Below are 15,483 nucleotides of genomic sequence, written 5' to 3'. Positions count from 1 at the left end.
TTGTAATACTAATAGTTTCTAGCGTTATATATAAAAAATATATAAAAAGCCTAGGAATTTATAAAATCATGTGTTTACTTTTACACAATCATTTGCTATAATAACTCAAGCAAAGGGTTCACACTACCTTTGCTAGATAAAGATCTCTCTCTTTATCTACCTAACTTACAATAGGGAAGGGTTCATCTTATACCTTCCCAGGTAAAAGACCCTACTTTTACCGAAGGGGCGCCCCCCATTGCCCCAACAAAACATTTGAAGCTATTTCAAATGTTCTCTCTCTTTTTTCTCAAATACAAAGACCTCGGCTTTATTCTCTTGGCCGAGGTTTTTGTATTTTTTTACTTATAGGGCATGCCTATATATACCATGCGTGTCATAACGTTAGGAAATAGATGTATAAAGAATCTGTGAAAGTGGCAATATTGCTTTATAAATATAGGGAATATGATTGATGAAAAGCGGTAAAAATGCTATTATTAGAGGTGAACTTTGAGAGATTGATGTGTATTGAAAACACTTACTATATACAGTCTTTCTGTGGTCCTATATTACAATCCTAAGGAGGGTGAATCTCTTGCAAAAACGTAAAGATTTTATCTGGAAAATGGGCGGTCAACAAGGTGAAGGTATTGAAAGTTGCGGCGAAATCCTAGCGACTATTCTTGCCAAAGAAGGATATTCCTTGTACAGCCAACGTTTGTTTGCATCTCGTATCAAAGGTGGTCACACAACATTTGCATTACGTATCGCATTAGAACAAATTATGACAGTCGGTGAGCATATCGATTTCTTGGTAGCGCTTGACCAAGAAACTGTAGATATGCACGGTAAAGAAGTGCGTGAAGGTGGCTTTATCATTTGCGATAGCAAAGTAAATCCTAATTTTGAAGCTTTCACAGGCACTGGTGTAACATGCTTAGCATTGCCAATTTCTGAAACAGCATTACAACAAGGTTCCTTGTTGATGCGTAATATCGTGGCACTAGGTATGTCCGTTGCGCTATTGGGCTTTGAAACAGAATTATTCTTAACAGCGATTAAAGCTCGCTTTGCGAAAAAATCGGAAGATATTATCAATAAAAACTTACAAGCATTCCAATTGGGTTATCAATTGGTAAAAGACCAATTGGGTGATGTAGAAGTAGATACATTGGATAAACCAACACCAAAAGATCAAATGTTCTTGCTTGGTAATGAAGCATTAGCATTAGGCGCGATTGCAGCGGGTTCCCGTTTCATGGCGTCCTATCCAATTACGCCAGCTTCTGAAGTTATGGAATACATGATTAAGAAAATGGATAAAGTTGGTTCTACTGTGGTACAAACAGAAGATGAGATTGCGGCATGTATGATGGCTATGGGTGGTGTATACGCTGGTGTTCGTGGCTTTACATGTACATCTGGTCCTGGCTTGAGCTTGATGGCTGAGTCTTTATCTATGGCATCTATGGCTGAATTGCCAATGCTGATCATCGATGTACAACGTTCTGGCCCATCTACAGGTATGGCTACAAAAGTAGAAACATCCGATATCGATGCAGCTTGCTACAATGCGCATGGCGACTATTCCAATATCGTAATTGCTCCAACAAGCATTGAAGAATGTTTCTATGAAATTCAACATGCTTTCAACTTGGCGGAACAATACCAATGTCCAGTTATTTTCATGCCTGATTTACAACAAGGCTTGAATAAACAATCTGTACCAACATTCGATTTGAACCGTGTTGGTATTGAACGTGGTAATTTGATGAAAGAAGAAGAATTGCCAGCATTGGAAAATCCTAAATATTTCAAACGTTTTGAATTGACTGAAAGCGGTATTTCCCCTCGTACGATTCCAGGTATGAAAAACGGTCTATTCTTGTCTACTGGTCTAGAGCATAACGAAGAAGGTAAACCAGCAGAAGCACCTTCTATGCACGTGGCACAAACAGACAAACGTTTCCGCAAATTATCTACAGTAGCGGATGTATATGAACCATTCTTGAACAATGCAAAACATGAGGAAGCAGATGTTCTTGTGATCGGTATTAACTCTAGCCGTGGTGCTATCGAAGAAGCAGTGGTGGAATTAGAGGCAGAAGGCCACAAAGTAAACCATTTACAACTTCGTTTGATTAAACCGTTCCCAAAAGAACAATTGCTACCATTCTATAACAGTGCTAAAAAAGTTGTGATTTGTGAACAAAATGCGACAGGTCAATTGACTAATTTATTCCGCATTAACATGCCGAATAAAGAAAAACTTTCTAGTTGCTTAAAATATGATGGTAATCCATTTACAACATCTTATGTAAAAGCGGCAATTAAGGAGGTTTTATAATGGCAACAGCAAATGAATATAGAAATGATATCCGCCCTAACTGGTGTCCAGGTTGTGGTCATTATGGGGTACAAGCAGCCATCGCTGATGCAGTAGCTGCTCTTGATATTGCGCCTGAAAAGTTGGCTGTTATCTCTGGTATCGGTTGTTCTAGCCGTATCGGTGGTTACTTCTATGCCTATGGTGCGCATACTACACATGGTCGTGCACTTCCGTATGCACAAGGTGTGAAATTAGCGAATGAAGATATGAACGTTGTGGTTTGCGGTGGTGACGGTGATGCCTTCGCGATCGGTATGGGCCATACGATCCATGCGTTCAAACGTAATGTAAATATTACGTATGTGGTTATGGATAACCATGTATATGGTTTAACCAAAGGTCAAACATCTCCTCGTTCTGACGTGGGTTTTGTGACAAAAACATCTCCTCATGGTTCTTTTGAAAGTCCATTACCAATTTGTGAAACAGCCATCGCGTCTGGTGCAACATTCGTGGCACAAAGTTACATGGTAAACCGTGCACAATTAGTGGATTTAATTAAACAAGGTATGCAACATGAAGGGTTCTCTTTCATTAACGTATTCAGCCCTTGCGTAACGTACAATAAACAAAATGGTTATGATTACTTCAAAGATAATCTAGTAAACTTGCCAGAAGGTTATGATCCAACAAACCGTGCACAAGCATTCGCTACACTAGGTGAAACAAATGGTCTTGTAACAGGTTTGATTTATCAAGATACAACAAAACCATCCTTTGAACAAGCGTTATATGCTGCTAACGGTGGTCCACATGCTCGTGCATTAGTGCATGACGTGGTGAAACCAGATGCAGAGATGTTTGCAGCTCTTTGCAACGAGTTTAAATAGAAACAACATATCTCTAGGATATACGTAGTACGAAAATCCGCATTACTTCTAAAAACTGCCCTACGCGAAAGTTTTTAGTAAGCAATGCGGATTTTCTTTTGCATTATCGTATTGTGTAGCGAGATATGTTGTTTCTACTGGGGAAACTCGAGGGGGAACTTTCAAAATCTCATTTGTATTGTTATAATGAGAGTATATTGAAACAAGGAGTGATATTGTCATGAAAGCTGTTTTATATACGATGATGGTAGCGGCGTTTTTGAATCCTTTTGCATCGAGTTCTCTCACGATGTCTTTTCCAGATATGATGCAAGAGTTTGGAGCGACTACGAATGATATGGCATGGGTGGTAGAATCGTTTTTGCTGTGCTGTACGGTGGCGGTGATTCCTGCTGGTAAGTTAGCAGATATCTATGGAAAGCGCAAGTTATTTTATATAGGTAGCATCGTATTTACGGTGATATCTGGGTTTATGTGCTTTGTTGGTTCCGTAGAGATGCTGACGGTGTATCGAGCTTTGCAAGGGATTGCCTTAGGGATTGTGTATACTACGTCTATGTCTATTTTAACCTTGTCTGTACCAGTGGAACGACGTGGATATGCGTTCGGTATGATTGGAGGTATGGTCTATTTGGGGCTATCCTTAGGCCCGGCCTTAGGTGGTTTTCTAAATTACTATTATGGATGGCGCAGTATTTTTGTATTTACTACTTTATTAGGTGTTGTGGCAAATGTGATGGCCTTTCGCTCGTTGCATAAGGAATGGGTACATACACCGGATAGTAGTATTTCTACGGGAAGTTTACTTTTATACGCCTTGGGTATCAGTGCAGTGATGATTGGTATTACCGAATGGGTTCGCTTTTGGTGGAGCCCTTATGCTTTCATAGTGGGGCTGGCGTCGTTAGGTGTGTTGGGATATGTAGAGTGGCATAGTAAGGATCCGCTTATTCCGGTTAAAATATTTGTGTCGAATCTAGGGTTTACCATGTCTAGCATAGCTGCGATGATGAACTTTAGCGCTACTTTTGGTGTAGGATTTGTATTGTCCCTGTTTTTACAAATGATAATGGGCTTTGATTCTCGTATGACCGGATTAATTTTGTGCATACAAACCGGAATTATGGTGTTCTTGGCACCTCGCATGGGAGCACTGTCTGATCGATATAATCCATCCTTATTTGCTCAATGGGGGATGGTGCTCATCGGCATAGGATTGCTTAGCATGGCCTATGGTACTTTCACTGAAAGTATGGGAATCATCATGGTAAGCTTGGCTATTGTAGGTATCGGAGTGAGTTGCTTTGCGCCACCGAACAATAATCTAATTATGAGTTCTGTACCGAAAACGTACATTGGCTTTGCCTCTTCTACGATTTCCACAGTACGCCTATTGGGACAAACCTTGAGTATGGCTTTGATTGGAATTATTCTAGCCTACACCATAGAAGGAAGAACAGCATTAGAAATGATGGAATATAACAGCACTGTTGCGCTAGTTGTATTTGGCGTGATTTGCTTGGTAGGAGCTATCCCGGCGGGGATGCGTAATATGCGTAAGTGAACTGTCAACTGTTGGTTGACAGTTCGCTTGGGTGCTATAAAAATTTTGTTGCCCAATTAATATATTTCCTTAGAATAGTCGTATTGCTTCTAAAAACTTTCATGTAGGTCAGTTTTTAGAAGTGATGTAGAGGTTCTTGTGATGCACTAGTCTGATATATTTAGAGAATTGAGAATGTGCTTTCTGTTGCTGAGTGGTTGTCAACTACTAGTTGACAACCACTTTATAATTGTTGAACGGTCAACTAATAGCTGACAGTTGCCCCTGATTTTTGTATAATGATAGAGTAATATGGAATACCCTAAGAGGTATGACTTTCACAATGGATGGTCAAAGGATTTCCATGAGGAAACGGATTAGATAAAGGAGTTATAGTATGATTAATCGCTACACTCGTGAAGAGATGGGACATATTTGGAGCGAACGCAATGAGTTCGATACGATGTTATTAGTTGAAATTTTGGCATCGGAAGCGCAGGCAGAATTGGGGATTATCCCAAAAGAAGCGGCCGTAGCGATTCGTGAGAAAGGTGACTTTCAAGTAGAACGGATTCGTGAGATTGAACGAGAAACGAATCATGACATTATTTCCTTTGTCACTGCTGTAGGCGAATACGTAGGACCTGAGTTTGCGAAATACATTCATCTTGGCTTAACGTCTACAGATGTAAAGGATACAGCATTAGGATACATGATGAAACAAGCTTGCGACTTGTTGTTAAAAGGCTTGCGTAATTTCCGTGACGTCTTGGCTCGTCGTGCCGTAGAGTTCAAATATACGCCGATGATTGGCCGTACGCATGGTATTCATGGGGAACCGATTACATTTGGCGTGAAGCTAGTGAACTGGATGTCTGAAATTGACCGTGACATTGCTCGTTTAGAACAGGCTCGTCAATCCGTAGCAGTAGGCAAATTGTCTGGTGCTGTAGGAACATACTCTAATATCGATCCATTTGTGGAACAATATGTATGTGAAAAATTGGGTTTAGAACCAGTGAAAGTAGCTACACAGGTAGTATCTCGCGACCGTCATGCAGAATTGTTGTCTATGATTGCTGTTATCGGTGGTACCTTGGATCGTATTGCTTTGGAAATTCGTCATTTACAACGTACAGAAGTGCGTGAAGCGGAAGAGTATTTCAGCCCGAAACAAAAAGGTTCCTCTGCGATGCCGCATAAACGGAACCCTATTACTTGTGAAAGAATTTGCGGCTTAGCACGTATCTTGCGTGGTCATGCACAAGCAGCCTTTGAAGACCAAGCTTTATGGCATGAGCGCGATATTTCTCACAGCTCTGTAGAACGTGTGATTTTACCAGATGCGACAATTACATTAGATTATATGATTCATCTAGCTACCCGTACGGTAGATAAATTATTGGTATACCCTGAAAATATGATGAAAAACTTGAACTTAACAGGTGGTCTTGTATTTAGCCAAACGATTTTAACGCATTTGGTGGATAAAGGGGCTGTTCGTGATGAAGCCTATCGTTGGGTGCAACGTCATGCTATGGCTCGTTGGTTGGAAGGTAAAGACTTCGCTACAGGATTAAAATCTGATCCAGAGATTGCAAAATACCTAAGCGCAGAAGAAATTGATGCTTGCTTTGATCCAACACCATTGTTACGTCATGTAGATACCATTATGGCTCGCTTTGGATTATAATCTGCGATACCTTGTATTTTAAGCGTGGATGGTATATAATTAGGTTAGTAAATAAGGAATGATAACTCAAGCATGTTGTCAAACAAAAAAAGGACGGTTGCAGCCGTCCTTTTTCTTTCTATTTTCTATTTTTATAGATATCGATCAAAATGTATGCTACTACATGTATTACGATACCTTGTAAAATAGGGGGAAGAAAGGCTCCCAGATTTAAGGTATGATATACCTCAAGCATGTCATCACCTCCTTTCTTATTAAAGAGGCACTTAAAGTATAGCATACTTTTAAGATAAACGTAATGAGGATATTTATCAAAAATAAAAATCCGTGCTAAAAGCGCGGATTTTTTTGTACTTTACATAACATCATAAATACATGTTAATACGATATAAAGGAATAAAACTAATAAATTGTTTTAAAAAAAATACCTGTAAACATATATAAATGAACACTCTATCACTTATGCCGGAAGAATAGTTATGCATTAATTTCATAATTGGTATATTTACAAATAGAGGTCAGACCCTATATACTAGAAGACAGAGTATATAGGAAAGGTGGATTGTATCACCGTTGTATTATTACATTAGCGATGCCTTACAAGATGGTAAGCACGTGTAAAAGGAGGAACTATGAAACGTTGGTTAGTACTAGCAATGACATTGGTTGTTGCCCTAGGCTTATTAGCTGGATGCGGTTCAGACACTAATAAAAGTGGCAAGCATGCAGGCTTAGGTTTATTCTGGTTTGGGGAAACGTTAGACCCAACGCATGAATGGGATGCGTGGACATTGACTCGTATTGGCGCCGGTGAAACATTGGCGACAGTAGACAAAGATATGACATTCCAACCACAATTGGCAGATTCTTGGGAAAATGTGGATCCATTGACTTGGAAATTCCATATCCGTGAAAATGTAAAATTCCATAATGGCGTTGTGATGACTCCAGATATGGTGAAAGCATCCATCGAAAGAACCATTGCTAACAGCAAACGTTCTAAAGATGCCATCAAAATTGAAAGTATCACTGTGGATGGTCAAAACTTGATCTTTAAAACAACAGAACCAAATGCGCATTTATCGGCAGACTTAACAGAACCTGCTTTCGTTATCGTGGATGTTGCGGATACAAAAGATATGGAAAATGCACCAATCTTAACAGGTCCTTACAAAATCGTGAAACATACAAAACAAGAAGAAATTCAACTAGAACAACATAAAGAGTATTGGGGTGGCACACCTGGTTTAGATACGTTAACAGTTAAAAACATCGAAGACAACAGCAAACGTGCGATGGCATTACAATCTAAAGAAGTAGATATCATTCAAAAAGTAGATGGTGCTAACCGTGGCTTATTCGAAAATAAAGACTACAATTTGTTAGAAGTAGCAGGTGTTCGTACACACATGTTACAAATCAACATGAAAGAAGGTTCTCCATTAGCGAATACAATGGTGCGTGCAGCTATCTCTTATATGATCGACTATGAAGGATTGGCAAAAGCATTGGGCAATGGTGCTATTCCAGGAGGTGCTACATTCCCTCCAACAGCGAACTTAGGCTTCGATAGCTTACCAAACAAACAACATCTAGACTTAGCAAAAGCAGATGAATTACTAAAACAAGCTGGTTACACAAAAGAGGGCGATGTATACACAAAAGATGGTCAACCATTGCAATTAACAATGGGTGTATGGGGTAAAGACACTGTATCCTATGAAAAGATCCAATCTGACTTAAAAGCTGCTGGTGTACAAGTAGAGTTAAAACGCGTACAAAGCGCTGATGATGTCTTAGGCGGTGCTACTGACAATTTAACTATGGGTGAAAATAACTGGTCTACTTTAACAAGTAATGACCCATTCCGTTTCTTATCTGCTTTATTTGCAACAGGTACGAAAGCAAACCGTGGTGAATATTCTAACCCTCGTGTAGATGCATTGTTGGACAAAATGACAAATACCTTTGATGCAGAAGAACGGCGTAACATTACAAAAGAAATCCAAAACATCTTAATTCAAGATAATGCGGCTTACTTCTTGTACTACCCAGTATCCTCTGTGGTAACAAGCAAACGCGTTCACAATGCACAAGCATTCCCAATTGATTATTATTTAATGACGAAGGATATTACTGTTGACTAAATATCTTAGTAAATTTTATTCATGATGTCCTTTTGATGAGAAACGTAAAACTATAAAAAAAGAAACATAAGTGAGGCTACTTTGTTATACCTGAAATCAGTTATATATCATGCATCTCACTTATGTTTCTTTTTATTTTTTATAATTACATTTTAGACAGCTCTTATATGCAAGAAACTGAACATAGTATACCTTTATTCTACAGTGGTGTCTTTTGTAATCACATAGTAGTCAATAGGGAATACTTTCACATTTTTTACTCGATTTGTTGTTACTACATTAGCACTTGGATAGTATAAGAAATAACCAGCGCTATCTTCTAGCAACACATTTTGAATATCCTTGACAATCGCTGTGCGTTCTTCTTCGTTAAATGTGGTTGTCATTTTATTAATTAACTCATCAACCTTCGGATTCGAATAGTCGCCACGATTGGATTTGGCACCACTTTTGAAAGCTAGGCTAAGGAACCAATATGGATCATTTGTGGACATTGTTACCCAGTTTGTTTCTCCCATATCAAAACCATTAGGAGCTAAAGTTAGTAATTCATCAGGACCTTGTACACGTTTTAATTCGACTTCAACACCAGCTCGTTTTAAATCATCTTGAAGTTTTTCGTAAACGCTACTATCTTTACCAAAAAGAGCTAACACTAAGTGTAATGGTTTGCCATCTTTCATGTAGGTATCACCTTGTTTTGTGTAACCAGCTTGTTTTAGTAATTCATCTGCTTTAGCTAAATCTTTATGTTGTTTATTTTTTAGATCGTCAAAGCCTAGGTTGGCTGTTGGAGGGAATGGGGCACCTCCAGTAACGGCACCATTACCGATTACTTTTGCTAATGCATCATAATCGATCATATTTGCGATAGCTGCTCGTACGGTTGGATTTGATAATACATTGCCTTCACGGACATTCAACTGTAGCATATATGTGCGAACCCCTGCGGACTCAATGATGTTATAATCACCCTTTTCAAATAAACTTCGATTAGCACTATCTACTTTTTGGATCATATCTACATCTTTAGACTGTAGAGCCATAGCACGTTTATTATTATCTTCTAGATCTTTAACTGTTAAAGAATCTAAAGCAGGTGTTCCACCCCAGTATTCTTTGAACTGAGCCAACTGAATTTCTTCTTTTTTTGTATGTTTTACAATTTTGTAAGGGCCAGTCAAAATTGGTGTATTATCCATATCTTTTGTATCCTGTACATCGACAATTACGAAAGCAGGCTCAGTTAAACTAGCTAGTAAATCAACATTTGGTTCTGTTGTTTTAATAATTAGATTTTGACCATCCACTGTAATCGAGTCTATCTTTACAGCTTCTTTGGAACGCTTGCTCTCGGCGATTGTACGTTCAATAGATGCTTTTACCGCCGCAGGTGTCATCATAGAACCATTATGGAATTTTACATTTTCACGAATATGGAATTTCCATGTTAAAGGATCCACCACTTCCCAGGAATCGGCTAACTGAGGTTCAAATTTCATATTTGAACTTACCGTTGCTAACGTTTCACCGGCACCGATTCGTGTCAATGTCCAAGCATCCCATTCATGTGTAGGGTTCAATGTTTCACCAAACCAATATAAACCAAGATTCAAATGCTTGCCATTTTTGCTTGATTCATCAGAACCACAGCCAGCAATTAAACCGATAGCAACAAACAGCGTCATTGCTAGTGCAACCCATTTTTTCATATATCCTCCTTATAAAAAACTAAAGAATAACTATAGTATACTGTATTTTTCTATAAAAGACAATAATTCTCATAAAAGTGGATATATATTGGAAGTGTATAAGTTGCTAAATGCTTTTGTAATTATATATTTAATCAGATATGAGGAATAAAATTAAATTGTTATATTTACAAAGAGAGGCCCTATCCTATATACTTTAGGAGAGAATATATAAAGGAAAGGTGGATTGATATGGTACGGGTATTATTATATAAATTGGCATCTATGGTAGGTGTATTATTGGCAGTCACATTGGGAACGTTTCTCTTAATGCAAATGTCTTCTGTAGATCCAGTGTCGGCACGGTTTTATCTGCAAGGTATGACGCCAGATCCCACTATAGTGGAACAAATTCGACAAGAGTTAGGCCTTAATGACCCTTGGTATATACAATATGGTCGTTGGTTGTGGCAAATGTTACATGGAGATTTTGGGCAGTCTATCTTCCTAAATGTACCTGTTGTAGATTTGTTGCAAAGTGCTTTGCCAAGGACCTTATCCTTGGTGGCGGTTTCCATCGGTTTAGGCAGTATCCTATCGATAGGTTTAGGAGGACTGGCAGCGCATTATAAAGATACTTGGATCGATTATGCGGTGCGTATAGTATCATTTCTAGCATTGGCAGTACCAGCATTTTGGGTAGGATTGTTGTTATTATATGCGCTAGCTGTGAAGATTCCTATTTTCTCTGTGACAAATACAAAGGGGTTAAGTGCTTACGTGTTGCCGAGTATTACTTTGGCGATTTGGTTTTGTGGCTTATATATTCGTCGCGTTCGCAACGCAGTGGTGCAAGCGTATGCATCGTTGCCGGTGATAGGGGCAAAAACGATGGGTATACGTACCGCATATATCTATCGTGATTACATCATTCCTCAAGTGCGTCTTGTGCTGTTATCCATGTTAGGGATTACGACCGGCGCTATGTTGGGCGGTTCTGCAGTGATTGAAACGGTATTTTCTGTCAAAGGAATGGGCCAACTCATGGTGCATGGTATTATTAGTCGTGATTATATTGTGATTCAAAGTTATATCGTATGGATTTCTCTAGTCTATGTGGTGGTCAACACATCGGTGGATATATGGATGTACTTACTTCATCCTGAAAGAAGATATGGAGGGCGCCCATGATTCGTATATGGAAACAAGATAAGCTACTCTTAGGGGCCATTTTACTGACTATACTTTGGATGGGACTCTTTCTATTTGGTTCTCAGTTAGCTCCCTTTGACCCTAATGAGACAAACTTAGGGGCTAGATTACAAGATATAAGTGCAACGCATTTATTAGGCACGGATCAATTGGGGCGTGATGTACTTTCACGGATATTATGGGGCGGACAAGATTCGTTGTTCATAGCCATATCCATCATTGCCATTAGCAGTATCATTGGCATTTGTATCGGTGGTTTGCTAAGTATGAGTCCTTGGTATATTGATGAATTGGGATCTCGTTGCATCGATATGATACTAGGGTTCCCCAGCATGATCGTGGCCATTGCCTGCATCGGTATATTGGGGCCGTCTGTGGAAAATATTATCATTTCACTGTGCCTAACTTGTTGGGCAGAATACGCAAAGATTACGCGGAACTTGGTGAATTTGGAAAAACAAGCACAATATGTGGTTGTAGCACGTATGTCTGGGGCTTCCTTGTGGCGCATTATCCGTCGCTACATGATTCCCAATCTTCGAGGGACTCTATTGTTGGTCATCATTCAACATATGGGGGACACGATTATTACGGTGGCAAGCTTTTCCTTAATCGGCATTGGCGTACAACCGCCTACACCAGAATGGGGTGCTATCTTGCTGAATGCTCGAGATTTCTTGCAAACAGCGCCTTGGCTGTTGATCTATCCAGGGTTAGCAATTTTTATCACTGTTGTGTTATTAAATTACATTAGTGATGCCTTACAAGATGGTAGGCATGTGTAAAGGGCGAAATAGTAGCCCCAATTTGATTCTTATGTAATGACAAAGGATAGTACCATTGACTAATACAGATTTAGTAAGCGTAGACAATTTATCCGTCTCTTACGATGGAGTAAAGGTCGTGAAAGAAGTATCTTTCACGTTAAAACAGAATGAAACCTTTGCCATCATTGGTGAAAGTGGGTCCGGAAAATCTACTGTAGCGAAAGCTCTCTTAGGTTTGTTAGAACAGGCAGACCTAACGGGAGCCATCCACTATGGGGGAGATAATTTGCTCACTTATGGACCTAAGGAATGGCAAGGTGTACGTGGTGTACATATAGCCATGATTTACCAAAATCCAGGTAATTATTTAAACCCATTCAAACGCATTGGAGAACAGATGAAAGTAATCTTAGCCTCTCATGGAAAGGCCTATGATGAAGGCGATATTTTGAATCTGCTAGAGGCTGTTTCCTTACCACGAGGAAAGGCATTGCTTGAGTCCTATCCATTTCAACTGAGTGGGGGCATGCAACAGCGTGTGGCCATCGTTATGAGTTTACTCATACATCCGCAACTACTTATTGCAGATGAACCAACTAGCGCTCTTGATGTATTGGTGCAACAGGATATTGTAAAAGTCCTAGAAGAGGTGCAACAACGGTTGCAGAATACGTTGCTGTTTATCACACACAATATTCAGATAGCCCGTAGATTGGCGGATCGCGTAGGCATTATGCATGAAGGTGTGTTAGTGGAAATCGGTAAGACCGAAGAGGTTTTATCGAATCCGCAACATGAATATACGAAACTACTTTTACAGTCTTTGCAGGAGGTGAAAGTATGATACTAGAAGTTCAGGGCGTCAGCAAACTATATACCCGCAAAGGGGAAACGGTGACAGCACTGCAAGATGTGAGTTTGTCCGTGCAAGAACGAGAGCGCATCGGAATTGCAGGTGGCAGTGGATCTGGTAAAAGTACCTTATTGCGATTGCTATCCTTGCAAGAAGAGCCAACTTCAGGGAACCTTTCTTTGTTTGGAAAATCTGTTTCCCAATGGAAAGGAAATGAGAGAGAGCTCTATCGTTCCTTGCAAGTGATGTTCCAAAACTCCTTTCACAGCATTAGCCCTCGCATGGCAGTAGGTGAATTTATGCTAGAGCCTTGCGTGAATTTTGGGATAGGCACAAAACAAGAGGCGAAAGAGCGCTGTGAATGGTGGCTTTCAAAGGTGGGATTGGATACATCGGTGTGGAAGAAATACCGCCATGAATTGAGCGGAGGCCAGTTACAGCGATTGGTTTTAGCCCGCATGATGGCAGTCGGGGCTGAGCTTGTCTTATTTGATGAGCCGACGAGTGCCCTCGATGTGTGCAATCAAGCACGGGTCATCGAACTGATTCAAAACGTTTACGAAGAGCAACCGTTTACCTATGTGTTCGTCAGCCATGACCTAGGCGTTTTGCAAACTCTCACCGATCGTATTATCGTGATGAAAGAAGGTGCGATTGTAGAAATCTTGGCATCAAAAGATTTGGGATTGGCAACGCATCCGTATACAAAACAATTATTGGCAGCTAGCCGTGGGTAAATGGCTATCGTCTATACAGTAGCAAAGACTACAACATTTCCTTGTGAAAGTGTTGTGGTCTTTTTTTGATATAAATGTTATCCTAGTGATAGCATGAATCGTAAAAAAATAGTATAATTGTATTTTAGAATATACGATACAAGTGATATAGAAGATGATAGGGAGGAACGTATGAAAGAAATCAAAGATGTGTCGAAACTGACTTACACGCATGTACAAGGTGGTCAGTTTCGTTGGATAACGGTGAGTACCATCATGCTAGCTTTGGGAACGATTTTACATGCTGTATCCCCAAGTGTGGCAGGGGTCACACCGAACTGGACTATAGCTACTTATTGCGTAGCTATCAACTTAACGCGTCCAACCCTTAGACAAAGTTTAGGTATTGGTTTGGTAGCGGCCTTGATTAATGTATTCACGTCAAAATCGGCATTGCCATATGGGAACCTGATTAGTGAGCCTTTGGGGGCTTTCACTTGTGCCGTGTTAGTGCATTATATTTCTAATCTAAAAATTGGTAAGCTAAATTTGATGCCTATATTGAGCGCTTTCATTAGTACTGTAGCATCTGGTGGAGCTTTTATTACCTGTCTATATCTCGTATTAGGATTGCCTAGCAATGTGTATTGGAATGCTATGTGGCCATTGGTATTGATGGTATCTCTTTGTAATGCCGTAGTGGCACCATTCTTGTACATTCCAGCGCAAAAATTATTGGCTCGTCAAACTGTGAAGGGGCAAGAATTGACAGACAGCAGTGATCACAGTGATTTACATATTGTACCGTCTGTGAAAGCACCTATCGTCATCGACCATATGAGTTATCGCTATGGGAATCAAAGCGAGTATGCTGTGAAAGACATTAACTTAGTGGTACATGAAGGAGATTTTCTTGTCATTACAGGACCAGCAGGTTGTGGTAAATCTACCATCTGTATGGCCATGGCAGGAGCTGTACCTAAGTTTTACGGCGGTACTATGGAAGGTATGGTATTCATCAATGGCAAAGCGGTGACGCAATTAGAAATTCCAGATGTAGCAGATGATATCGGTATCGTCTTAGCCGACTATGATACACAACTAGTGACCATGACGGTGGCAGAGGAAGTAGCCTTTGCCCTTGAAAATCGTGGTTATACAGCGGAGGCGATTCAAGAGCGTACAGCCATCGTATTAGAACAAGTAGGCTTAACTGGATTGGAAGACCGCAATGTGTACAGCTTGTCTGGGGGGCAACGTCAGCGGTTGGCCATTGCCTCTGTGTTAGCTGTAAACCCATCTATTTTAGTGTTAGATGAACCGACTAGCTCTTTAGATCCAGAAGGCACAGAAGAGTTATATCGCTTAGTAGGTTCCTTGAATCGTGACCATGGTATTACCGTTGTGGTTATTGACCATGATTTACACGCTGTCTTACCGTACGCAAATCGTATGGTATTAATCGATGGTGGGGAGCTAAAAATCGACAGCTCTGTAGAAGATGTATTGTCTTATATGTATGATACGAATACATACGTAGATGCATTGCCATCCTTATTTGTGACCTATAAATCATTAGTAGCAAAAGGGATTGCTTTAGATACACCATGGTTATCTTTAACATCTGCTCAATCTAGTCTTATGAAAGGAGAACGCTAAT

The 15,483-nt window shown here is 39.9% G+C and carries 11 protein-coding genes; 10 read left to right on the top strand and 1 reads right to left on the bottom strand.

Translation table 11 applies throughout. The features are described 5' to 3' along the window. The first annotated feature begins 577 nt into the window (after positions 1 to 577). From EO121_RS06180 to EO121_RS06160, 5 genes are all read left to right on the top strand, one after another. Complete coding sequence (locus EO121_RS06180) at positions 578 to 2,329, top strand: 2-oxoacid:acceptor oxidoreductase subunit alpha (RefSeq protein ID WP_127068833.1); 1,752 nt, start codon at positions 578 to 580, stop codon at positions 2,327 to 2,329. Continuing rightward, complete coding sequence (locus tag EO121_RS06175) at positions 2,329 to 3,201, top strand: 2-oxoacid:ferredoxin oxidoreductase subunit beta (protein WP_126940932.1); 873 nt, start codon at positions 2,329 to 2,331, stop codon at positions 3,199 to 3,201. The genes EO121_RS06180 and EO121_RS06175 overlap by 1 nt, the downstream gene beginning before the upstream one ends. A gap of 220 nt (positions 3,202 to 3,421) precedes the next feature. Next, on the top strand, positions 3,422 to 4,765 hold the full coding sequence (locus tag EO121_RS06170) for an MFS transporter (RefSeq protein ID WP_127166815.1): 1,344 nt from the start codon (positions 3,422 to 3,424) through the stop codon (positions 4,763 to 4,765). A 376-nt stretch (positions 4,766 to 5,141) separates the two neighbouring features. Beyond that, the gene (purB, locus tag EO121_RS06165; RefSeq protein ID WP_127166814.1) at positions 5,142 to 6,437 is read left to right on the top strand and encodes an adenylosuccinate lyase; all 1,296 of its coding nucleotides are present in this window, start codon (positions 5,142 to 5,144) and stop codon (positions 6,435 to 6,437) included. A gap of 632 nt (positions 6,438 to 7,069) precedes the next feature. Then, on the top strand, positions 7,070 to 8,584 hold the full coding sequence (locus EO121_RS06160) for an ABC transporter substrate-binding protein (RefSeq protein WP_127166812.1): 1,515 nt from the start codon (positions 7,070 to 7,072) through the stop codon (positions 8,582 to 8,584). 194 nt (positions 8,585 to 8,778) lie between these two features. Here the strand turns inward: EO121_RS06160 and EO121_RS06155 are convergent, their stop codons facing one another. After that, entirely contained in the window at positions 8,779 to 10,296 is a 1,518-nt protein-coding gene (locus tag EO121_RS06155; RefSeq protein ID WP_127166810.1) for an ABC transporter substrate-binding protein, read from the bottom strand. 231 nt (positions 10,297 to 10,527) lie between these two features. Here EO121_RS06155 and EO121_RS06150 point away from each other — a divergent pair, with 231 nt between their 5' ends. The 5 genes from EO121_RS06150 to EO121_RS06130 all read left to right on the top strand — a co-directional run bounded on the left by EO121_RS06150 (position 10,528) and on the right by EO121_RS06130 (position 15,482). Continuing rightward, positions 10,528 to 11,466 (top strand): ABC transporter permease, encoded by a 939-nt coding sequence (locus EO121_RS06150; protein ID WP_127166808.1) that lies wholly within the window; start codon positions 10,528 to 10,530, stop codon positions 11,464 to 11,466. Beyond that, the gene (locus tag EO121_RS06145) at positions 11,463 to 12,272 is read left to right on the top strand and encodes an ABC transporter permease (RefSeq protein ID WP_127166806.1); all 810 of its coding nucleotides are present in this window, start codon (positions 11,463 to 11,465) and stop codon (positions 12,270 to 12,272) included. The genes EO121_RS06150 and EO121_RS06145 overlap by 4 nt, the downstream gene beginning before the upstream one ends. A gap of 55 nt (positions 12,273 to 12,327) precedes the next feature. After that, a complete protein-coding gene (locus tag EO121_RS06140; RefSeq protein WP_009352902.1) occupies positions 12,328 to 13,098 on the top strand; it encodes an ABC transporter ATP-binding protein in 771 nt (256 codons plus the stop codon). Then, positions 13,098 to 13,844, top strand: coding sequence for an ATP-binding cassette domain-containing protein (locus EO121_RS06135; protein WP_164725878.1), 747 nt, complete (start codon positions 13,098 to 13,100; stop codon positions 13,842 to 13,844). The genes EO121_RS06140 and EO121_RS06135 overlap by 1 nt, the downstream gene beginning before the upstream one ends. A 171-nt stretch (positions 13,845 to 14,015) precedes the next feature. Then, the gene (locus EO121_RS06130; RefSeq protein ID WP_127166802.1) at positions 14,016 to 15,482 is read left to right on the top strand and encodes an energy-coupling factor ABC transporter ATP-binding protein; all 1,467 of its coding nucleotides are present in this window, start codon (positions 14,016 to 14,018) and stop codon (positions 15,480 to 15,482) included. The last annotated feature ends 1 nt before the right edge of the window (position 15,483 follow it).

The sequence above is a fragment of the Veillonella sp. CHU732 genome (genome assembly GCF_003992085.1).
Lineage (GTDB): Bacteria > Bacillota > Negativicutes > Veillonellales > Veillonellaceae > F0422.
This window is presented reverse-complemented; position numbering and strand designations above follow the sequence as displayed.

Excerpts from the sequence above, each read along its gene's own strand:
- EO121_RS06160 (WP_127166812.1), top strand. The coding sequence starts at position 7,070 with ATGAAACGTTGGTTAGTACTAGCAATGACATTGGTTGTTGCCCTAGGC.
- EO121_RS06145 (WP_127166806.1), top strand. The coding sequence starts at position 11,463 with ATGATTCGTATATGGAAACAAGATAAGCTACTCTTAGGGGCCATTTTA.
- EO121_RS06155 (WP_127166810.1), bottom strand. The coding sequence starts at position 10,296 with ATGAAAAAATGGGTTGCACTAGCAATGACGCTGTTTGTTGCTATCGGT.
- EO121_RS06170 (WP_127166815.1), top strand. The coding sequence starts at position 3,422 with ATGAAAGCTGTTTTATATACGATGATGGTAGCGGCGTTTTTGAATCCT.
- purB (WP_127166814.1), top strand. The coding sequence starts at position 5,142 with ATGATTAATCGCTACACTCGTGAAGAGATGGGACATATTTGGAGCGAA.
- EO121_RS06175 (WP_126940932.1), top strand. The coding sequence starts at position 2,329 with ATGGCAACAGCAAATGAATATAGAAATGATATCCGCCCTAACTGGTGT.
- EO121_RS06130 (WP_127166802.1), top strand. The coding sequence starts at position 14,016 with ATGAAAGAAATCAAAGATGTGTCGAAACTGACTTACACGCATGTACAA.
- EO121_RS06150 (WP_127166808.1), top strand. The coding sequence starts at position 10,528 with ATGGTACGGGTATTATTATATAAATTGGCATCTATGGTAGGTGTATTA.